At 38.7% G+C, this 22,021-nt stretch carries 20 protein-coding genes; 16 read left to right on the forward strand and 4 right to left on the reverse strand.

Going from position 1 to position 22,021, the window contains the following annotated elements; translation table 11 throughout:
* Nucleotides 1–35 precede the first annotated feature (35 nt).
* The 3 genes from fadI (at nt 36) to sixA (ending at nt 4,427) form a co-directional block, all read left to right on the forward strand.
* Nucleotides 36–1,340 carry an acetyl-CoA C-acyltransferase FadI gene (gene fadI, locus AACQ49_RS18200; RefSeq protein ID WP_004243765.1) on the forward strand — a complete coding sequence of 435 codons (1,305 nt, stop codon included), beginning with the start codon at nt 36–38 and terminating at the stop codon, nt 1,338–1,340.
* A complete protein-coding gene (fadJ, locus tag AACQ49_RS18205) occupies nt 1,340–3,508 on the forward strand; it encodes a fatty acid oxidation complex subunit alpha FadJ (RefSeq protein WP_049208150.1) in 2,169 nt (722 codons plus the stop codon). Before fadI ends, fadJ begins: the two co-directional genes overlap by 1 nt.
* Nucleotides 3,509–3,941: 433 nt before the next feature.
* Nucleotides 3,942–4,427 (forward strand): phosphohistidine phosphatase SixA, encoded by a 486-nt coding sequence (sixA, locus tag AACQ49_RS18210; RefSeq protein ID WP_049208151.1) that lies wholly within the window; start codon nt 3,942–3,944, stop codon nt 4,425–4,427.
* A gap of 42 nt (nt 4,428–4,469) precedes the next feature.
* Here sixA and smrB read toward each other — a convergent pair whose 3' ends face one another.
* Together smrB and AACQ49_RS18220 are read right to left on the reverse strand one after the other, a co-directional pair.
* On the reverse strand, nt 4,470–5,012 hold the full coding sequence (gene smrB, locus AACQ49_RS18215) for an endonuclease SmrB (RefSeq protein WP_004243759.1): 543 nt from the start codon (nt 5,010–5,012) through the stop codon (nt 4,470–4,472).
* Nucleotides 5,013–5,164: 152 nt separating this feature from the next.
* On the reverse strand, nt 5,165–5,719 hold the full coding sequence (locus tag AACQ49_RS18220) for a Dps family protein (protein ID WP_004250672.1): 555 nt from the start codon (nt 5,717–5,719) through the stop codon (nt 5,165–5,167).
* A 448-nt stretch (nt 5,720–6,167) separates the two neighbouring features.
* Between AACQ49_RS18220 and prmB the strand changes: the two genes are divergently transcribed.
* The 7 genes from prmB to AACQ49_RS18255 all read left to right on the forward strand — a co-directional run bounded on the left by prmB (nt 6,168) and on the right by AACQ49_RS18255 (nt 12,041).
* The gene (prmB, locus tag AACQ49_RS18225) at nt 6,168–7,046 is read left to right on the forward strand and encodes a 50S ribosomal protein L3 N(5)-glutamine methyltransferase (RefSeq protein ID WP_046334445.1); all 879 of its coding nucleotides are present in this window, start codon (nt 6,168–6,170) and stop codon (nt 7,044–7,046) included.
* Between the two features lie 88 nt (nt 7,047–7,134).
* On the forward strand, nt 7,135–8,220 hold the full coding sequence (gene aroC, locus AACQ49_RS18230) for a chorismate synthase (RefSeq protein ID WP_004243753.1): 1,086 nt from the start codon (nt 7,135–7,137) through the stop codon (nt 8,218–8,220).
* Nucleotides 8,221–8,392: 172 nt separating this feature from the next.
* Nucleotides 8,393–9,193, forward strand: a complete 801-nt coding sequence (locus AACQ49_RS18235; RefSeq protein ID WP_004243750.1) for a sulfite exporter TauE/SafE family protein — start codon at nt 8,393–8,395, stop codon at nt 9,191–9,193.
* 16 nt (nt 9,194–9,209) lie between these two features.
* The gene (locus AACQ49_RS18240; RefSeq protein WP_004243749.1) at nt 9,210–9,764 is read left to right on the forward strand and encodes an elongation factor P hydroxylase; all 555 of its coding nucleotides are present in this window, start codon (nt 9,210–9,212) and stop codon (nt 9,762–9,764) included.
* 136 nt (nt 9,765–9,900) lie between these two features.
* A complete protein-coding gene (locus AACQ49_RS18245) occupies nt 9,901–10,173 on the forward strand; it encodes a YfcL family protein (protein WP_004243748.1) in 273 nt (90 codons plus the stop codon).
* 321 nt (nt 10,174–10,494) lie between these two features.
* Entirely contained in the window at nt 10,495–11,391 is an 897-nt protein-coding gene (locus tag AACQ49_RS18250) for a hypothetical protein (RefSeq protein WP_004243747.1), read from the forward strand.
* Between the two features lie 101 nt (nt 11,392–11,492).
* Nucleotides 11,493–12,041 (forward strand): GNAT family N-acetyltransferase, encoded by a 549-nt coding sequence (locus AACQ49_RS18255; protein WP_004248403.1) that lies wholly within the window; start codon nt 11,493–11,495, stop codon nt 12,039–12,041.
* Nucleotides 12,042–12,131: 90 nt separating this feature from the next.
* Here AACQ49_RS18255 and mnmC read toward each other — a convergent pair whose 3' ends face one another.
* The gene (gene mnmC, locus AACQ49_RS18260; RefSeq protein ID WP_161778824.1) at nt 12,132–14,171 is read right to left on the reverse strand and encodes a bifunctional tRNA (5-methylaminomethyl-2-thiouridine)(34)-methyltransferase MnmD/FAD-dependent 5-carboxymethylaminomethyl-2-thiouridine(34) oxidoreductase MnmC; all 2,040 of its coding nucleotides are present in this window, start codon (nt 14,169–14,171) and stop codon (nt 12,132–12,134) included.
* A 204-nt stretch (nt 14,172–14,375) separates the two neighbouring features.
* Here mnmC and fabB point away from each other — a divergent pair, with 204 nt between their 5' ends.
* Nucleotides 14,376–15,587 (forward strand): beta-ketoacyl-ACP synthase I, encoded by a 1,212-nt coding sequence (gene fabB / locus AACQ49_RS18265; protein WP_004243743.1) that lies wholly within the window; start codon nt 14,376–14,378, stop codon nt 15,585–15,587.
* Between the two features lie 568 nt (nt 15,588–16,155).
* Here the strand turns inward: fabB and AACQ49_RS18270 are convergent.
* Nucleotides 16,156–17,076: a DMT family transporter gene (locus tag AACQ49_RS18270; protein ID WP_004243742.1), complete on the reverse strand. Its 921-nt coding sequence runs from the start codon at nt 17,074–17,076 to the stop codon at nt 16,156–16,158.
* A 121-nt stretch (nt 17,077–17,197) separates the two neighbouring features.
* Between AACQ49_RS18270 and AACQ49_RS18275 the strand changes: the two genes are divergently transcribed.
* The 5 genes from AACQ49_RS18275 to AACQ49_RS18295 all read left to right on the forward strand — a co-directional run bounded on the left by AACQ49_RS18275 (nt 17,198) and on the right by AACQ49_RS18295 (nt 21,924).
* Nucleotides 17,198–17,983 carry an AraC family transcriptional regulator gene (locus AACQ49_RS18275; RefSeq protein ID WP_004248400.1) on the forward strand — a complete coding sequence of 262 codons (786 nt, stop codon included), beginning with the start codon at nt 17,198–17,200 and terminating at the stop codon, nt 17,981–17,983.
* Nucleotides 17,984–18,131: 148 nt separating this feature from the next.
* Entirely contained in the window at nt 18,132–19,259 is a 1,128-nt protein-coding gene (gene pdxB, locus AACQ49_RS18280) for a 4-phosphoerythronate dehydrogenase PdxB (RefSeq protein ID WP_004243739.1), read from the forward strand.
* Between the two features lie 44 nt (nt 19,260–19,303).
* Nucleotides 19,304–20,314: an aspartate-semialdehyde dehydrogenase gene (locus AACQ49_RS18285; protein ID WP_004243737.1), complete on the forward strand. Its 1,011-nt coding sequence runs from the start codon at nt 19,304–19,306 to the stop codon at nt 20,312–20,314.
* Nucleotides 20,314–21,183 (forward strand): tRNA pseudouridine(38-40) synthase TruA, encoded by an 870-nt coding sequence (truA, locus tag AACQ49_RS18290; RefSeq protein ID WP_004248399.1) that lies wholly within the window; start codon nt 20,314–20,316, stop codon nt 21,181–21,183. The genes AACQ49_RS18285 and truA overlap by 1 nt, the downstream gene beginning before the upstream one ends.
* Before the next feature lie 39 nt (nt 21,184–21,222).
* Nucleotides 21,223–21,924, forward strand: a complete 702-nt coding sequence (locus AACQ49_RS18295) for a DedA family protein (RefSeq protein WP_004243735.1) — start codon at nt 21,223–21,225, stop codon at nt 21,922–21,924.
* Nucleotides 21,925–22,021 lie beyond the last annotated feature (97 nt).

Below are 22,021 nucleotides of genomic sequence, written 5' to 3' on the forward strand. Positions count from 1 at the left end.
TTTGGTGTTAGGAATTCATTTTGTCAGGAGTCGTTATGAAGTCATCAGCGAGCAGTACCATAAAAGATCGTGTTGCGATTGTCAGTGGATTGCGTCTCCCATTTGCTAAACAAGCAACCGCTTATCGGGGGATCCCTGCGGTTGAGCTGGGGCGCTCGGTTGTACAAGAATTAGTGATCCGTAATGAAATTCCTCCTGAAATTATTGATCAACTGGTGTTTGGTCAAGTAGTACAAATGCCTGCCGCACCGAATATTGCCCGCGAAATTGTACTTGGCGCAGGGCTAAGTGTAAAAACAGATGCTTATAGTGTAACCCGTGCTTGTGCAACGAGTTTTCAGGCTATTGCTAATGTGGCTGAAAGTATGTTGGCAGGTCACGTTTCAGTGGGTATTGCTGGTGGCGCAGATTCATCTTCTGTATTACCGATTGGCGTGAGTAAAAAATTAGCCGATGTCTTACTCAGTTTAAGTAAAGCGAAAACATTAGGGCAACGGCTTAGTTATTTAAGTCAACTACGCTTTGGTGATCTGCTACCCGTTGCACCCGCAGTGGCTGAGTATTCCACAGGATTGCGTATGGGGGATACTGCTGAGCAGATGGCTAAGACTTATCATATTTCAAGAGTTGCGCAAGATGAATTAGCGCATCGCTCTCATCAATTAGCGGCCAAAGCGTGGGAAATGGGAAAATTAAATGACGAAGTTATGACGGCATTTTTCCCACCTTATAAATCAGGTTTTCATCAAGATAATAATATCCGCAAAAATTCTGTACTTGATTCTTACGCAAAACTGAAGCCTGCCTTTGATAGGCGCCACGGTAGTGTGACAGCGGCTAATAGTACGCCCCTTACGGATGGTGCTGCTGCTGTGCTAATGATGAAAGAGTCTGTTGCCAAAAGTTTAGGCTATCAACCTTTAGGTTATCTGCGTAGCTATGCTTTTACCGCCATTGATGTCTGGAAAGATATGTTGCTGGGGCCTTCTTATGCGACTCCGTTAGCACTATCAAGAGCCGGTCTTACTTTGAGTGATTTAACACTAATAGATATGCATGAAGCTTTCGCGGCTCAAACGTTGAGTAACTTAACCTTATTTGCAAGTGATAAATTTGCTCAAGAGCAACTCGGACTGTCAAAAGCAATAGGTGAAGTTGATATGGATAAATTCAATGTTCTTGGTGGCTCTATTGCTTATGGACACCCCTTTGCTGCAACAGGGGCGAGAATGGTGACTCAAACATTACATGAACTGAAACGCCGAGGTGGTGGCTTTGGTTTAACAACAGCTTGTGCTGCGGGCGGATTGGGTGCAGCGATGATTTTGGAGGTGGAATAATGGCGACTCAACAAAGGATACAAACCTCATCTGAGAAATCACCGGTATTCCAGTTTTCAGTACGTCCCGATAAGGTAGGAATTATCACCATTAATGTTGTAGATGAAAAGGTCAATACACTGAAAGCTGCTTTTGTTGAACAGTTTCAAAATGTATTAAAACAGGCTCAGCAACATTCAGGTGTAAAAGGATTAATTATCACCTCAGGTAAACCTGATAATTTTATTGCTGGTGCTGATATATCAATGATTGCAGATTGCAAAACCAAAGAAGAGGCCACCGCATTAGCAAAAGCAGGACAAGATCTTTTTACTCAATTAGAAAATTATCCTTTGCCTGTCGTCGCAGCCATCAATGGCGCCTGTTTAGGTGGAGGATTAGAACTAGCATTAGCCTGCCATGGGCGAATTTGCTCCGATAACAGTAAAACACGTTTAGGCCTTCCGGAAGTTCAATTAGGATTACTACCAGGTTCGGGGGGAACCCAAAGATTACCACGTTTAATAGGGGTTACGACCGCCTTAGATATGATCTTAACTGGGCGACAAATTAATGCCAAACGGGCTTTCAAGCTTGGCTTAGTCGATGACGTTGTGCCACAAGCTATTTTATTAGATGTTGCAGCCCAATGGATTTTAACAGCTAAAAAAGCTGCTAAAAAACAGACTATTATGGAGCGTTTTTGGGCAAATACCACATTAGGAAGAAATATCCTCTTTGATCAAGCTAAAAAGCGCACTTTAGCTAAAACCAAAGGTCATTACCCAGCGGCAGAGCGTATTCTTCACGTTATTGAACGAGGCTTAGAGAAAGATATTCAAACAGGTTTTAAAGAAGAAGCTAATGCGTTTGGTGAATTAGCCATGACCCCGGTTTCATCTGCATTACGGCATCTCTTTTTTGCCTCAACAGCATTGAAAAATGAAACAGGATCATCTGCAAAGCCAGATAACTTACACCATATAGGTATTTTAGGTGGGGGGTTAATGGGGGGCGGTATTGCTTTTGTGACAGCAACAAAAGGTAATTTACCCGTTAGAATTAAAGATATTAGTGATAAAGGTATTGCGCAGGCACTTAACTATAGTTGGAAAGCGTTATCAACTAAGGTCAAGAAAAAACGGCTCTCTGCTCGTGAACGCCAAAGACAAATGGGGTTATTATCAGGGACATTGGATTATAGCGGTTTCCATCAAACTAACCTTATTGTCGAAGCTGTTTTTGAAGATTTGGCTTTAAAGCAAAAAATGGTGGCTGATATTGAAGCCTTAGGTGAAGGCAAGATCATCTTTGCTTCAAATACTTCTTCTCTTCCTATCCATAAAATTGCTGAAAAAGCACAATATCCAGAAAAAATAATTGGGCTGCACTATTTTAGTCCCGTTGAAAAAATGCCCTTAGTTGAAGTGATCCCTCATGAAAAAACGGATGCTAAGACAATCGCCACAACTGTTGCTTTTGCTAAAAAACAAGGCAAAGTTGCCATTGTGGTAGGAGATAAACCCGGTTTTTATGTCAATCGAATTCTCGCCCCTTATATTAGTGAAGCCTTAACCTGTTTGGTTGAAGGGGAAACGATAGAGAATATTGACAAAGCATTAGTTCAATTTGGCTTTCCAGTCGGCCCCATTCAACTTTTAGATGAAGTGGGAATTGATATTGGTACTAAAATAACGCCTATTTTAGTCAATGAGTTTGGTGAGCGTTTTGCATCTCCTCCCGCGGTGGATGCGATTATTGCGGATGACAGAAAAGGGCGTAAAAACGGTCGTGGTTTTTATCTCTATAATCAGCATGCCTTACCTTTCTCTTTAGGAAAAAATAAAAAGCGTGCAGATCCGATGATTTATCGCTTATTACAGGTTAAACCTAAAAATCAGTTATCGGCTTCAGAAATAACCGAACGTTGTTTATTGCTTATGCTTAATGAAGCTGTTCGTTGTTTAGATGAAAACATTATTCAACAACCTAGGGATGGTGATATTGGTGCTGTTTTCGGTATTGGTTTTCCTCCCTTCTTTGGTGGACCATTCCGGTATATAGATAGTATGGGAACAACAAAAATAGTCGATAAGCTTAATCAATTAACTGAAAAATACGGTGAAAAGTTCCAGCCATGTGAGCGATTAGCAGCAATGGCCAAGTTAAATGAACGATTCTATAGCTAACTATCTATTCTATAATGTAATGAGTAGAAAGGATGATTAAGGCGCTTATGCGCCTTTTTTTGTACCTATATAATTGAGATGCAGTTCACTCATTGGGCGAGGGGTTACGGCGTTTTTCGCTAAATTAAGCGCTGATTAAACAAGGTGTTATTATTAATGAAAAATCGGCTCATAAATATTAATGATAGCTGAGTGAAAAGTGTTTTTGGGGGATAATAAACGCCAATGGTATATTCTAAAGGCAGTTTGTTTTAATAAGAGATTAAATATAATTTTTTGGTGTTAAAATATACCAAATAGAGCAAATTTACTGGATAAAATAGCGTATTATTTGTTAGGGGTTTTTGGTCAAAACTAGATATTTGTTATTCTTACTTGCTTTATGTATTGATACCCTTAGAAATGATAACAACAAAATAGGTTTATATTGATTATGCAAATTTTTATTATGCGCCACGGTGAGGCTACTTTTGATGCGCCTAGTGATGCACTACGATCTTTAACAGAGCGTGGTGAATATGAATCATTAACCATGGCGAATTGGATGACACAGCAAGAGCATAGTATTGATTATGTTTTAGTTAGTCCTTATTTGCGGGCACAACAAACACTTAATGTTGTGCAACAAGGCTTAGTATTACCCTCTAAGATAGAAACCGATGAAGGGCTTATTCCTGGGGGTAATCCTGATCATATTGCACATTATTTAAGGGCATTAGGGGAAGTGGGATATCACAATATTCTAGTTATATCACATCTACCTTTAGTGGGGTATGTCGTGGCAGAGCTTTGTCCAACAGTGAGTGCTCCGATGTTTTCTACCTCAACGATTGCTTGTGTTAATTTTGATTTATCAACAGGCTCGGGGAAATTGCTGTGGCAAGTCTCCCCAGCAAACTTAAAACAAATTACCGAATAAAGTCTATATGTTATTTATATTGTTCTGATTTATTCGGTGATGTTAACGACGCGCAATATCATCATTTTCGACTAACAGCAATAGTGCAGCATCACCTCCCCACTCTTTTGGTGCTTGATGAAAAGCAATAATATCAGGGTGTTGAGCTAACCAAAGAGGGGTTTGCTGTTTTAAAATATGTTTACCATGCCCATGCATAATACAGGCACAATACACATGCTCTCTTCTACAGGCCGCGATTAAGGCACCAATTTCTTGTTTGGCGATTAATTGTGTTAATCCATGTAAATCTAAAAAAAACTCTGGTACATAATCACCACGACGCAATTTTTTTAGCTCGTACGCATTTGCCCCTTCTCTTAAATAACGCATCGGGCCTTCTGTTGCCAAGTTAGGTTGAAACTCATCGGAAAAATAGTAAGAAGCATCTATTTGCTCTTGCTGTAATCGCTCTGTTGGATAATGAGTCACTTTTTTTCGCGGTGTTTGGTGGCGTATTTTATCTTGTGGGAGCTTTTTGGTGCCTTTTATCATCTCCTGAAATAATTCTATTTCTGAAGGAGGTAATATGAATTTTTTGTTCATTTTTAGCGTTCTTCATCATTGCTATCATCTATATCTATAAATAATAGTACCTTAAATATAAGGGGAGATAAAAAACTATTGTTAAATAGATGAAACAAAAAAGGCAGGGGGGATCCCTGCCAAAATAGTCACATAGCTAGCAAATAGATTAATTAGTGCCCTGATGTTTCTGCACGTCGACAAGCTTCAAATAAGAACCAAGTACGACGCTCTGTTTCATCGATCCAATTTTCAATTAAGCTTGCGGTAGAGATATCGTTATTTTCATCACAGACAACATGTGCTTTTCTCAGTTCTGCTGCAAGTAATTGATTATCTTGACATAGCTCAGCTAACATATCTAAAGGCTCAACAAATTCAGCATCATTATCTTTAATACGTTGCATTTTTGAGATCTGGCCTATAGAGCGTAATGTCATGCCACCAATTTTACGTACACGCTCGGCAATAGGATCTGTCATGGCAAAGAGCTGATCACCTTGTTCATCTAACATTAGATGATAGTCACGAAAATGAGGACCGCTCACATGCCAGTGGAAGTTCTTTGTTTTTAGATATAAAGCAAACACATCCGCAAGAATAGCATTCATCGCTGCACTAACTTCTTTTGTTGCTTTAGGTGCTAAATCTGTAGGGGTAGATAGAGGACGGGTTTGGAGTTTATGTGCATCATTAACTTCAGCAGGGGTTAGTTTTTTACTGCTCATTTTCATCTCCTAATAAATCGAAAAAGTATTATTGAGAGAACAACATCGTAAACAGAACAACCAATTGCAGAACAAGATGTTATTGATATTACTGACTGTTCAGTTCAATAATAAATCACATGTAAATAAGTATGGATCGATTTCTTATAATTACTAGTTAAAGTGATAAATATAATTATTTATTCTGGTTTTTTGTCTGTTGTTAGTTGATTGTATGGTTATTGTGTGATTGATTTGGTTTATCTGGCTAATATTGAATTTGTTTCGTCATAAAGATAAAACGAGATGAATTTAATAATATTGTCTTTTTTTATTATCTAACGCTGATTTATCACGATCTTCATGGCAAACTACAGACTTTCTATTTCGTCAGATCCGTCAGAGGACAACAGTTTTGGATATCACAGCAAAAGAAGAAGCCGTAGCTGATTTAAGCACGATCTTAGATATGTTACGTTGGGCTATGAGTCAGTTTAATTCATCAGATATTTATTATGGTCATGGTACGGATAACGCATGGGATGAAGCGTTACAGCTTGTTCTACCTACACTGGCTCTTCCTTTAGATATTCCTGATGCTCTTTTATCAACCAAACTTACAACCTCTGAAAAAATGGAAATCATTCAACTTATTGAGGTTCGTATTGAACAAAAAATTCCTGTGCCTTATTTAACGCATCGAGCGTGGTTTTGTGGACATGAATTTTATGTTGATGAACGTGTTTTGATCCCTCGTTCTCCCATTGGTGAATTGATTAATAACCATTTTGCTGGACTGATTGGGCAAGAGCCAACCCGTATCCTTGATTTATGTACTGGCAGTGGATGTATTGCTATTGCTTGCGCCCATGAATTTCAAGAAGCAGAAGTCGATGCAGTCGATATTTCAGCTGATGCGTTAGAAGTTGCCGAGTTTAATATTGAAAATCATGGTTTAATTCATCGTGTTTATCCAATGCAATCTGATCTCTTTGAGGCAATTGTTCCTACACCATACGATATTATCGTGACGAATCCACCTTACGTTGATGCTGAAGATATGGGTGACTTGCCTGATGAATACCATATTGAACCCGAACTTGCATTGGCTTCTGGTGTGGATGGCTTAGATATCACCAGACAAATTTTACTAAAAGCACCTGATTATTTAAGCGAAAAAGGCATTCTTGTCTGTGAAGTCGGTAATAGCATGGTGCATCTTATCGAACAATTTCCTGAAGTTCCTTTTACTTGGCTTGAGTTTGAAAAGGGAGGCATTGGTGTCTTTATGTTAACGCGTGAGCAACTTGTCGAATTTTCAGATAGCTTTGCTAGCGATAAACGTTGATGTCAATGTGATGAAACGGTAGATTGTTATGGTTGCAAATAACATATTAATAACATCACACAGTCAGTCATAAGATAGGAATTGAGGGATGGCGGGAAACAGTATCGGGCAATTATTTAGAGTAACCACTTTTGGTGAGTCTCATGGCACAGCGTTAGGTTGCATTGTGGATGGTGTTCCTCCCGGATTACCTTTAACGCAAGCGGATCTACAAGTTGATTTAGATAGACGTAAACCGGGAACTTCACGTTATACCACACAACGTAGAGAGCCTGATCAAGTGCGTATTTTATCGGGTGTTTTTAATGGTGTAACAACGGGAACCAGTATTGGATTATTAATAGAAAATACGGATCAGCGCTCTCAAGATTATAGCGAAATTAAAGATGTATTCCGCCCAGGGCATGCAGACTACACCTATGAACAGAAATATGGTTTACGTGATTATCGTGGCGGGGGACGCTCTTCTGCTCGAGAAACCGCCATGCGTGTCGCAGCGGGTGCTATTGCCAAAAAATACCTTAAACAAAAATTTGGTATTGAAGTAAAAGGTTACTTATCTCAATTAGGGCCGATTAGTTGTGAGTTAGTTGATTGGTCAATTGTAGAAACCAACCCATTCTTTTGCCCTGATCCTTCTCGCCTAGATGCCCTTGATGAATATATGCGAGCGCTAAAAAAAGAGGGTAATTCTATAGGTGCCAAAGTTACCGTGGTTGCAGAAGGTGTACCTGCAGGATTAGGCGAACCCGTTTTTGATAGACTTGATGCCGATTTGGCTCATGCGTTAATGAGCATCAACGCAGTAAAAGGCGTTGAAATCGGAGATGGTTTTGATGTGGTGACCTTAAAAGGGACTGAAAACCGCGATGAAATTACCAAAGAAGGTTTTAGCAGTAATCACGCGGGGGGCGTATTAGGCGGCATTAGTAGTGGTCAACCTATTATTGCACACATTGCTTTAAAGCCGACTTCAAGTATTACTATTGCTGGTAAGACGCTTAATCGACAAGGTGAAGAAGTCGATATGATCACCAAAGGGCGACATGATCCGTGTGTCGGTATCCGAGCTGTTCCTATTGCAGAAGCTATGATGGCTATTGTGTTACTTGATCATGCGTTACGTCAACGGGGTCAATGTGGTGATGTTATTCCTCCATTAATGCAATGGTGATCTTAGCTTACATCAATAATACAGCGCATAATCTGTAGTAAGTTTGCTATGAGTTTTTAAAGGTGTGAGCGCCTTATTATTCTATGCTCAGATAGTGTTACTGTTTTTATTTAAAATAATCAAATAAATCAGTAACACACGCCCCCTCATTTCTGATAATTCGGATAGATAAATGGATTGGCTATTTTCAGATGGCATCTACCTTCTACTCTTTTTTGTTGCTGTATTAGCAGGCTTTATTGACTCTATTGCTGGCGGTGGTGGGTTGATCACTATTCCTGCCTTGCTCTCTGCGGGGATATCACCCGTACAAGCGTTGGCAACAAATAAGCTTCAATCAGTGGGCGGTTCTTTTTCAGCCACACTCTATTTTATTCGTCGTCGCGTCATTGATTTAAAAGCACAGCGCTTTGCCATTTTTATGACTTTTATTGGTGCTGTTTCTGGTGCGATGTTAGTACAATTTATTAATCCTGAATTACTAAAACAAGCGCTGCCTGTTCTTACTATCGCAATCGGTCTCTATTTTTTATTAACACCATCTATCGGGGCTAAGGATAGTAAGCAACGTCTTGGCTATTATACTTTCGGGGTTATTATTGGCGGTGGTATTGGCTTTTATGATGGTGTTTTTGGTCCTGGAACGGGATCTTTTTTCGCTTTAGGTTATGTCATGTTACTTGGTTATAATCTCTCAAAGGCGACAGCACATGCTAAATTACTCAATTTCACCTCTAATTTTGGCTCTTTGCTATTTTTTATTCTTGGTGGACAGGTAATTTGGACCATAGGTTTAGTTATGTTATGCGGGCAGTTTATTGGTGCTCGCTTAGGTGCAGGGTTGGTGTTAACCAAAGGACAAAAATTAATTAGACCAATGCTGGTCATTATCTCCTTTTTGATGAGCATCAAACTCATTCATGACAATCATGGTGATACTATTGCACTTTGGTTTTCTGCACTTTTTAATTAGGAAAGATAATTTTTAAATGTCAGCACATCATTATCAGCAGTTAATTGATATTTTTAATCAATGTTTTAGCGATAGTTACCAAACACGTTTAGTTAAAGGTGATAACGAGCCAATTTATTTGCCTAAGAGTGAAGAGATACCTTATCACCAAATCATTTTCGCACATGGATTTTACGCGAGTGCATTACATGAAATATCGCATTGGTGTATTGCTGGGGATGCGCGTCGTCAGCAGGTTGATTATGGTTATTGGTATTGTCCTGATGGGCGAGATCAAGTGACTCAAGAGCAGTTTGAACGAGTTGAAATCAAGCCTCAAGCTCTTGACTGGTTATTCTGCCAAGCAGCCAATTATCCATTTAACGTGAGTTGCGATAATTTAGACGGGGATTTTGAGCCAGACCGTTACCAGTTTAGAAACAAGGTGAGAGAGCAAGTATTAGCTTATTTGCGCGATAAAAATATCCCGCCACGTGCACAGCTATTTATTAATGCGTTACATTTGTTTTACAATACACCTGAGTTAACGCCGGAGCAATTTCCTTATCAGGAAAATCCCCTCGTTAATTAAGGATGACGAGATAAACTATCCTCGTCTATCCACTGCGCAGGTTTTAGTAAACCAATAAAGCCTGAGGTAATAAGGTTGCTATTGAAACATTGAGTGACTTAAATCTGATAGCAACATTATATATTGAGGATAAATAATGCTTTCTGAGTATGAAACGTACTTATTAGATAAAATTGATAGCCGTGTTGAACATGCTACGGATGATGAATTATTTGCTGGTGGATATTTACAAGGCCACATCACTTTAGCGATTGCGGAGCTTGAGCAAGAAAACAATACGCAATTATCAGCATTAAAATCCCGTGTAGAAGAGAGCATTCAAAAAGCTATCAAAGCAGGAGAGCTTTCTCCTCCTGATCAAATATTGGTTTTATCGACGTGGCATGATTTAGTTAACTCGATTAATTAGTATAAATAACCTATATTGAGAACAACCGATACTATCGGTTGTTTTTCTTTGATTGCTAACGATTAACCACATCGAAAACCTTGTTTAAGACAGTTGAGCTTGAAAAAGAAAGGATTTTATACAAAAATTCTCCTTACTATTTATCAATTGTTTTTATTTGATTTTTCAAAGTCGATGTCTCTTTCATTGATTAAAGCATAATAGTGCTATCTTTTGTTACTCCTTGCCATTTCTGCCAAATTACTTTTAAATGTTTTTTAGGAATGTTTCTCGGGATGCAAATGATTTGCATAAAATATTTATGATAAGGATAACAATACGATGAAAAATTTCTTTAAAATAAGCCTTATTGCTAGCACGGTATTGGTTTTATCTGCCTGTGATCAACTTGATTTAGATAATAAAAAAGATAAGTTTTATTACAGTAATCCCAGTGAAAAAAGCATGAGCTTTGTTGTTGATGATAAAACATATCAGGTTGAGCCGGGTAAAAGTGGTTATTTAACACTCTCACCGGGCGAACATAGTTTACAAGATAGTGCAGGTAATAAATCCACTTTTATGGTGTATGAAAACAACAATGGTGGAATTTTAAATCCTGATAATTTTATGTATTACCGTTTATCTGAAGTCTATGCCGTACAAGGTAAGGGGGATCGCTTTAAACCAACAGAATATAAAGTGGTTATTAATGGCTATCAGTTAGAAATGCCATTACAAAGCACTAATGCTACCTTGATTGATGGCAATGTATTTAAATGTACTTATACGTTAGGTGAACCTTTCCCCAGTGAAATTAAAAGCCATAATAAAAACGAAATGGGGAACATCAAAACCAAATGTTTTGATAAACCTGAATTAATCCAATATATTATGACTGATTATGGTCAAGATCTAAAACCACTTTCCCCTCAAGATGAGTATAACGATACTGTTAATCTAGCGTTAGACTACAGTTTACCTCAACCACAATTTACTGATCCTGATATTCAAGCAGAGGCAGAAAATTGGGTTGCATTGCTTGATCAAATTAAAGAAAGTAATGATCCTAATATCCATAAACAGCTTAAAACACCATTACATGAAGCAATAAATAAGTTATCAAAAGCCGATAGTGAAAGAGCAGTAAAAAACTCTGTTGAAGATAATAAATACTATAATTCTTTTATTCACCAAGCGAGCCAATATCAATCTTATGGGATCTTACCTAGAGATTAAATTTTTGGTAGAACGGATAAAAAGCCATCCTTATGGATGGTTTTTTTATAGGTAATTGATACTCTTAATAAGCAAATAGCAAGTTATAAAAGAGATTATTTATGACCAACGCATCAAATAAAATCGCCACTCACGAGATCACTATTCGGCCAACTCAATTGGCTGATGCCAACCAACTACCGAAGATTGAACAATCGGCAGGAGAGTTATTTAGCAGCATAAAAGAATTAAGTTGGATCAGCGAAAGTGGTGTACAAAGTGTTGAGGCGCATATTCAATTTATCCATCAACATGCTCACTGGGTTGCTGTTAATCATGACAATCATCCCGTTGGTTTTATCATGACGCAACAATTACCTGAAAGTGTATTTATTCATGAATTATCGGTAAGTAAAGATTGGCAAAATAAAGGGATTGGTAAATTGCTGATCCAGACAGTAAAAAATGAAGCTAAATTACAGCAATTTAATGCGGTAACGTTAACGACTTTCCGCGATGTCCCTTGGAATGCTCCCTATTATCAGCGTTTAGGTTTCCATATCTTACTTGAGCATCAAATACCCTATTCTTTACAACAAATTTTAGATAATGAAGTAGAGCATGGGGGATTTGCGAGAGAAATGCGTTGTGCGATGAAGTGTGAAATTTAAATACTATAATAATTTAAATACTATAAAGATATTTAAGTAACCCATTAACAATAGTTACTTAAATATCAACCGTAATTTCAGTGACTGATCCTATGATTTTAATTCAATGGCTTTTCCGCGCAGTAATGGTCTTACCCAGAAACGATTAGGATGTAAGGCATTTAACACACTATCTTCTACAGGAAATGGCTCATCAAAGATTTGGCTTGCTAAGATCTCCGCAGATAAAGGTGCAGAGCATAAACCACGTGAACCTAATGCACTAATAATATAAAGCTGATGATAACTCGGCGCCAAAATAGGTGTTTGCTTTCTACGCTTAAATCGATCTAAATGCGTATAGGCGACAACTAATTTTTCAAAATCGGGTACTTCACCTAATAAAGGAAGGTGATCTCTTATTGTACAGCGGATCCCGACACGCGCATCGTTATCACTAAAATCTACCTGCTGTGCCCAAGGTGATTGTGCTAAACAGTGTGTGAGATGCCATTGATTATTTTGTTGCTCTTCAATTGAAACATTTAAATCTAGTCGATCACGACGAAAGCTTGCCCCAACACAATGCAGATTATCTTGAGGATCAACCGGCGTAAAATAGCCATCATAGCAGAGCACCGCTTTTAATTGTGCGATATCAGGTGTCGTTGAAATATGGCTAACTTGACCCCTTACTGCACTGATAGGCAGTTTTTCACTTTGTATAAAATCAGTAATACGGTGCCCATTAGCTAAAATAACACAATCATGTTGTGTTTTATACGTTGTTGCTTGGTGAGTCACCTCTAACTGCCAATGCTGTTGTTGTGAGGTTAATTGAGTGACTTGATGTTCAAAGAGTAGCTTGAGACCTTGTTGTTGAGCGTATTTTAATGCATTGGTGGTTAACTCTGTGGGAGAAAGCCAACCTGCTTGAGGATAAAAAAGACCATCTTGGTTGATAGCTAATCCACAAAGTGAATTCATTTCATCTTGATGAACATAATGAGCGAGTTGAGAAAAAGGTGTGGAATGCTCGATTATTCGCGCTATTTTTTTGCGTACTTTTTCATTATAGATAACTTGGGCAACACCAGACCATTGATGTGAAAAGTTTACGCCTTTATGGTTTAACTCATCATAATAACGGCGGGCATATAAAAAAGCGTTAGTGAAAAAGTGTTCTAACTCATCAGATTTACCATTAAGTAATGGATATAACACACCTTGCCGATTGCCTGAGGCATTTGCCGCAGGATGTGTATCTTCACAATAGAGCGTGACTTTGGCGCCTCTTTTTAAGCAGGCGAGCGCAGTTAATGTACTGGCGATCCCCCCACCGATAATGGCGATATCTTTTGTTTGTGTAGCACAAGGTCTGGCATAGTAGGGAACAAATGCATTGGCAGGAGGATGGGGAAATACCCCTGTTAACATTTCTCTTTTTTGACCAAAGCCTTTTATTTTCTTTATTTCAAAACCAACATGTTGCAATCCTCGTTTTACTATCCCAGCTGCGGTAAAGGTGGCAAAAGTGCCATTTTCACGCATCGAGTCTGCCATTGCTTGAAATAATGTTTCACTCCACATTTGTGGGTTTTTACTTGGTGCAAAGCCGTCAAGAAACCACGCATCAACTTTATTATGTAAAGCTTGGCGAGTTTGTGGCAGTAATGTATTGATATCACCGAACCATAAATCAAGCGTTATCGCGCCATTAGCAAGAATAAGACGATGACAACCGGCAATAGGTAAAGGCCACTGTGCACAAAGCGCTGTTGAATATTGTGCTAGTTCTGGCCAATGGCTATGGGCTGTTTGCAAATCAGCTTTAGTCAGAGGAAATTTTTCAAAACTGACATAATGTAAACGTTTTAATGACGCATCAGGTGAGTGATGACGAAATTGCTCGAAGGCTTGCCACAGTGTTAAAAAGTTTAATCCTGTGCCAAATCCGGTTTCTGCTATAACACACTCAGAGCGTACATGTGTACCAAAACGAGATGGAAAATGATTTCCATGTAGGAATACATGTCGAGTTTCTTCAAGACCATCTTGGTTGGAAAAATAGATGTCATCAAACTGTTTTGAAATCGGAGTACCAAGTTCATTCCAACTTAAAGAGGCGGTATTTATAGCAGTGTTATTCACGGAACTACCTGTATTTTACCAAAAATAATGGGCTATCTTAACGCTGTTCTTAAGCATCTTCCACCTTTTGAGTACGCAGAGATTTTTCATATTATCTGCATTTTTGTAAAAAAGATCCTGATCGGACTTGTTCAGCGTACAAGTGTACGCTAAAGTGCTATTCAGAAATCCCGCAGCTACAACTATTATTGTAAAGAGGTATAAATGAAGCGCGCAGTGATCACGGGTCTGGGTATTGTTTCGAGCATTGGTAATAACCAGCAAGAAGTGCTGGACTCTTTAAAAGAAGGCCGTTCCGGGATAACTTTCTCAGAAGAATTTAAAGAGATGGGGCTACGTAGCCACATTTGGGGTAATGTTAAGCTTGATACTGAAGGTCTTATTGACCGTAAAATCCGCCGTTTTATGAGTGATGCATCGGTTTATGCCTATTTATCTATGCAACAAGCGATTGAAGATTCAGGTCTAACAGAAGATCAAGTTTCTAACATTCGTTCTGGTTTAGTTGTCGGCTCCGGTGGTGGTTCTCCTCGTAACCAAGTACAAGGTTCGGACGGCATGAGAGCTAAAGGTCTACGCGGTGTAGGTCCTTATATGGTAACTCGTGCAATGGCGTCTGGTGTATCAGCTTGTTTAGCTACACCGTTTAAAATTAAAGGCGTTAACTATTCAATTAGTTCAGCTTGCTCAACATCAGCACACTGTATTGGTCATGCGGTTGAATTAATTCAATTAGGTAAACAAGATGTGGTTTTCGCCGGTGGTGGTGAAGAGCTAAGTTGGGAGATGACCTGTGAGTTTGATGCTATGGGGGCACTTTCAACAAAATATAATGATACACCAGCCAAAGCTTCTCGTACCTATGATAAAAACCGTGATGGTTTCGTTATCGCTGGTGGTGGCGGTATTGTGGTTGTTGAAGAATTAGAGCACGCATTAGCACGTGGTGCGCATATCTACGCTGAAATTGTCGGCTATGGTGCAACATCTGATGGTGCTGACATGGTTGCTCCATCGGGAGAAGGTGCCGTACGTTGTATGCAAATGGCAATGCAAGGTATTGATCATGTTGATTATATCAATACTCATGGTACATCGACGCCTGTGGGTGATTTAAAAGAGCTTGAAGCGATTGCTGAAGTTTTTGGAACTAAAACACCGGCTATTTCTGCAACTAAGGCAATGACAGGTCACTCATTAGGGGCTGCAGGTGTTCATGAAGCCATTTACAGTCTACTGATGTTAGAGCATGGTTTTATCGCACCAAGTATTAATATTGAAGAGCTTGATGATAAAGCGGATGGTATGAATATCATTACCAAACCAACAGAGCAAAAACTAGATACAGTGATGTCAAATAGCTTTGGTTTCGGTGGCACTAATGCTTCACTTGTGATGAGTAAGTATAAGAAATAGTTAGTTATACTTAGTTTTCCTTGTATAAATGATAAAGGCAGTTGCTTATAATAAGTGACTGCTTTTTTATTTTTTGTATAAATAAATTTGTTCTGCAAAATAAATAAAGATCCTTTTGGTTTTATAGAAAACTATGTTAAAAAAATGCTGTAAATATTATTAAAGCACAATCTTATTGATTGTCATTTTTTTATCATACAGAACCAATAGATAAAATAACTATCTAATTGTTTAAAATTAGTTGTTTTCACTATAGTTTTAAATCAATCATTTAATTAAAAACTAATTTTATAGATTAAATCCTTTATTTTATAAATAGTTAACTTAATGAAAATATCGATAGCATTAAAAAGGTGAGGGGAAAAATTGATCTGGATTATTTTATATTAAATAAGCAGGAGATATTTAATATAAAAGTTGGTAATGTTTGCAACGGATACTTGTATTACTTTATATTTTATACTTTGATTTTCTTGCCTTGGTTTTTATTTATAAAAACTAGGGGAGCAAAGTGACCGGCTAATTGCTTAGCCGGTATTTTTTTATTTATAGTCTAGCTGACATTGACTCACATCTCCTGCTGACAATCTGCTTTTTTTGTGACAGATTGACGACGGAAATTCAGTGGTGCTCTTAGTTTTTGTACTAAGAATATTCCCAATAAAATAACGCCTCCGCCAATAAAATGATAACTGTGCATCTCTTCACCTAGCACCGCTACAGCGATCATTGCGGTAAATAGAGGAATTAAATTCATAAAGATAGAGGTTGTATTTGCACCTAATTTCATTACACCTAAGATCCACAGATAAGGCGCTAAAATAGAGGCGCCAACCCCTGCAAAAATAACTAATCCAACATTATCTTTTGTTAATGCAATACTTTCTGCGGTAAGAAAATTAGGTATTAGTAATAAAACACCAAAACCTATTTGTACATATAGAGACTGCCAATTAGGTAAAGGAATTGACCAACGTTTGGTAAGTACTCCGTAAAATGCATAGGCAGTTGATGCGATAAACATCATTAATTCACCACGTCCTAAACCTTGAGAAAGGAGTTGTGAAGGATCACCGTGGCTGACTAACCAGACAAGCCCACTAATAGATAAAATAGTTCCGAGTGCAATCCCTACAGTAGGCACGACACGCAGTACAAAAATACTAATAATAACGGTTAATAATGGAATAAGTGAATTCAATATTCCCATAAAGGTTGCTGTCACATAATAAGCCGCATAGTAAGCTAAACTTTGATATAACCCCATACCTAATGCGCCGAGAATAAATAATTTCCACCAATATTGTTTTACGGTTTTACGATGATGCCAAACAGGGACTAATAGAAACGGCGTCATCAGTAAAAATGCTAAGAACCAGCGATAAAATGAGATAGCGGCTGGATCTATCACAGATGTTGCCGCTTTATTGACAACCGCATTAATTGACCAAATAAGTACCGCTAACAGCGGGAAGATTATACTTTTCATTATTCTCACATCTATTTTTAAACCAGATGGCTATTGTAAGCCTGTCTGATTAGATATATATAATGAAAAGCAGACAACCGATAGACCAATAAAGACAAAACGATAAAAGAGCAACATTAAGATGACAATTGAACAACAAAAAGAGATGCAGTGGTTACTCTCTGATCCAGATACGGTCCGTTTTCGTGATGAGCAATTGCTTGCAGAAACTGAATTTCGTTATCATCAACATGAGTTTGGTCAATTGCTTTATGTGATCTCTGGAGTAATGGATTTAGAAGCTGGCGGGCAGCGTTTTTTAGCGCCACCTGAATTTAGTGTATGGATCCCTGAAAAAGTAGGGCACGCAAGCTACAATAAAAAAACCTTATCTTTTAAGGTGCTAGATATTGCACCCAGTTGGTGTGAAGGTTTATTGGATAAACCCTGTCTTATTCAACTAAGTCCTATTTTTTCGACGATTTTTGCCGATTTCTTCCGTCGTGGTGTTTGTAAACCGCAAACAAAAGAAGATCTACGTTTATCTCAAGTGTTAATAGACCAACTAAAAGTATCTCCTATTCACCATACCTATTTACCTTCCTCAAAAGATAAGCTGTTAGCACCCGTTTTGGCAGCATTAGAGCAAAATCCTGCTGATAATACCTCATTAGAATTATGGGCAAAAAAACGTTATACCTCAGAAAGAACCTTATCACGTCGTTGTCAGCAAGAGTTAGGCATGTCTTTTAGTGAATGGCGTAAGCGATTACGTTTTTTACATGCTATCTCTTTGTTAGAACAAGGAAAAAGTGTTAATGATGTGGCCTTTGATGTTGGATATAGCTCATCCTCCTCATTTATTGCCATGTTTCAGCAATTTGCTGGAACAACACCAGAAAGATTTCGTCGCTTACCCAATGGTTAAGGTTTCTTTTCATATATTTACTTAAAATAGCGTCAGTTTTTATCGTCAATAATAGGCTTTACTTGGAATAAGTGGCAAAATAGACCGCTTAATTTTATTTTTGATCCTTTGTTTACACACATAAAAAACAAATCAGTGAGATAACACCGTGAAAATTCTGGTTGATGAAAACATGCCTTATGCGCAGCAGCTTTTTTGCCAATTAGGCGAAGTAAAAGCTGTACCGGGTCGCCCTTTACCTATTGAAGAGCTCGATGATACTGATGCATTGATGGTGAGATCGATTACTAAAGTCAATGCATCACTATTAGCGGGCAAACCGGTAAAATTTGTCGGCACCGCAACGGCAGGTTTTGATCATGTTGATACAGCATGGCTAGAGCAACAAAAAATAGCGTTTTCATCTGCGCCAGGTTGTAATGCGATCGCTGTTGTTGAATATGTCTTCTCTGCGTTGATGGTGTTTGCTGAGCAAGAAGGATTTCAATTAACAGATAAAACCGTTGGCATTGTTGGCGTTGGCAATGTTGGAGGGAGACTGGCAAAACGCTTACGCGCATTAGGTGTGAATGTACTACTTTGTGATCCGCCTAGAGCTGATAGAGGGGATGATGAACAATTTCATTCTTTAGAAACGCTATTAAAGCAGGCGGATATCCTGACTTTCCATACACCGCTAAATAAATCGGGTCGTTATAACAGTTACCATTTAATTAATGAGAGCAACCTCGATATTTTACCTGAAGGTCGTATTTTAATTAATGCAAGCCGTGGCGAGGTTATTGATAATGCTGCATTATTATCAGCCTTAAACCAAGGTAAAAAGTTACGCGTTGTTCTAGATGTTTGGGAGCCAGAACCCGATCTTTCTCTTGAGTTATTAAATAAAGTTGATATCGCAACACCACATATTGCCGGCTATACCTTAGAAGGGAAGGCGAGAGGAACAACGCAGGTTTATGAAGCTTATTGTGATTTTATTGGTCAACCTCAACACGTTGAATTATCAACACTGTTACCAAAACCGTTGATCTCCACAATTTCTGTACAAGGTGAATTAACTCAAACATTACTCAAACAGCTTATTCATCTTGTCTATGATGTACGTCGTGATGATGCACCATTGCGCAAAGTTGCCGGTATCAAAGGGGAGTTTGATAAGCTACGTAAGTTTTACCCTGTCCGTCGTGAATGGTCTTCATTACAGGTGGTATGTGATAACCCGACAACGGCGAGCTTACTCAATGCTATTGGGTTTAATGCAACACATAAATAAGACGTGACATTATTTAAACATTTTACTGTATTGGAGGATATTTTATGGGAGAGGGTTGGAATATTGCGCTTGTGGGCGCAACAGGTGCTGTGGGTGAAGCTATTTTAGAGCTTCTGCAAGAGCGTGATTTTCCTATTGGCGAATTAACGGCGATCGCCAGTGAAGACAGTATTGGCAAAACTATCCGTGTAAAGGGTAAAAGTGTTGCAGTACAAGGTATTCATAATATCGAATGGGCGGATATTCAACTCGCTTTTTTTGCCGCGCCGGTTGAGATTAGTGCGCAATACGCACAACTTGCAGCAGATTCAGGTTGTATTGTTATTGATTGCAGTGGTTTATTTGCGATGGAGTGGGATGTACCTTTAGTTGTACCAGGGGTGAATACATCTATGCTGGCAGAGTATCGTAACCGCAATATTATCGCTATTGCTGATAGCATGGTAAGCCAACTGTTACGCGCTATCTATCCATTAACCGAAGCCGCAGGCTTAACTCGCTTGAATGTGACAAATTTGATGTCAGTATCTCGTTTTGGTAAACAAGCTGTTGATGAATTAGCGGGGCAAAGTGCGCGCTTACTGAACGGTGTTCCTCCAGAACTTGGTCGCTTTAATAAACAACTGGCATTTAATATTTTACCATTGTTAGTTGATAATGAAGGCTCTATTCAAGAAGAGCGCCAAATGGTTGATCAGATCCGTAAAATCTTGCAAGACGATGGACTACCTATCTCAGTAACCACATTACAAGCGCCTGTTTTCTATGGTCATGCACAATCTGTGCAGTTGGAAACATCACGTCCAATGGGAAGTGAAGAAGCACGGGAAACATTACAAGAACATGACTCCCTCAATATTAGTGATGAAAATGATTTTCCAACTCAAGTCACCGATGCCTCCGGTAATGTTAGCTTGAACTTAGGTTGCTTACGTAATGATTATGGTGTGCCTGAAGCGTTACAATTTTGGTCTGTTGCAGATAACGTGCGTTTTGGCGGAGCATTAATGGCTGTAGAAGTGGCTGAAAAATTAGTGCAGGAGCAGTTTTACTGATGAACGACCAAGAGAGTGCTGATGTGATAGCGCAGTCAATCAGTGAGCCTGCGATTGCGACAGAAAGCACACCATTAAAGATAGCGCTAGGCATTGAATATGACGGTAGCCACTATTATGGCTGGCAACGTCAAAATGAGGTTCGTAGTGTCCAAGAACGGTTAGAAAAAGCGTTATCTCAAGTAGCAAATGAGCCTATCTCTGTTTTTTGTGCCGGCAGAACTGATGCCGGAGTTCATGCAACCGGGCAGGTTGTGCACTTTGAGACAACGGCTCATCGCAAAGATGCGGCATGGACGATGGGGGTTAATACCCATTTACCACAAGATATTGCCGTTCGTTGGGTAAAAACGGTAGCGAATGATTTTCATGCTCGATTTAGCGCAACCGCAAGACGTTATCGTTATGTGATTTTTAATCATCGCTATCGTCCTGCAATTTTATCCTCAGGGGTAACGCATTTCCATTACCCTCTAGATGCACAACGAATGCATCAAGCTGCCCAATGTTTATTGGGCGAGAATGATTTTACCTCGTTTAGAGCCGTACAATGCCAATCTAGAACACCTTGGCGTAATGTGATGCATGTGAATGTTTCACGCTATGGTGATTATGTGGTGGTAGATATAAAAGCCAATGCTTTTGTCCATCATATGGTAAGAAATATTGTGGGGAGTTTATTGGAAATTGGCTGTGGTAATCAGGCTATTACTTGGATGGCTGAATTATTAGCCTTAAAAGATAGGACTAAAGCAGCAGCAACTGCAAAAGCAAATGGTTTATATCTTGTTTCGGTTGATTACCCTGAACGTTTCGAACTTCCTAAACCTGCAATGGGGCCGCTATTTTTAGCAGATAACCCATTTTAAATACTTTAAACATAAAATTACCCCGTTTTCTGAGGATTTATGGAATTATTAACGCAATTTGCTGATTTAATAAAATTTCTAATTGATTTTATTTTACACATTGATGTCCATTTAGCCGAGTTAGTCGCTCAATATGGTACATGGGTATATGCCATTCTATTTTTAATTATTTTTTGTGAAACGGGGCTTGTTGTCACGCCATTCTTACCGGGCGATTCGTTACTGTTTGTTGCGGGGGCTTTATCTGCGTTAGATACCAATGATGTTAATGTTCACCTAATGGTTCTCTTACTGCTTTTCGCTGCGATTTTAGGTGATGCGGTTAACTATTCTATTGGGCGCATTTTTGGTGAAAAACTCTTTAGTAATCCCAATTCACGTATCTTTAAACGAGAATACTTAGATAAAACCCATGCTTTCTATGAAAAACATGGTGGTAAAGCGATAATTTTGGCAAGATTTGTGCCGATTGTCCGAACTTTCGCGCCATTCGTTGCAGGAATGGGCAAAATGTCATATCGTCATTTTGCTTTTTATAATGTTACGGGTGCCATTGCATGGGTACTGCTATTTACTTATGCTGGATACTTTTTTGGTGACTTAGATATTGTTCAAAAGAACTTAAAATTGCTAATTGTTGCCATTATTGTTATTTCTATTTTACCAGGTGTTATCGAGGTGATACGCCATCGTAGAGCGAGTGCAAAGGCCAAAAAAGAGAGTGATAACCAAGAGGTTTGAGCAGTTATCATTAGCTTTTGCCGTAGAATAGCAATAATAAAGAGATGCGCTGAAATTCAGTAAGCGGTATCATCATAAACTTTGCTAACCACATAGC

It is taken from the genome of Proteus sp. G2675, from assembly GCF_963886535.1.
Taxonomy (GTDB): domain Bacteria; phylum Pseudomonadota; class Gammaproteobacteria; order Enterobacterales; family Enterobacteriaceae; genus Proteus; species Proteus mirabilis.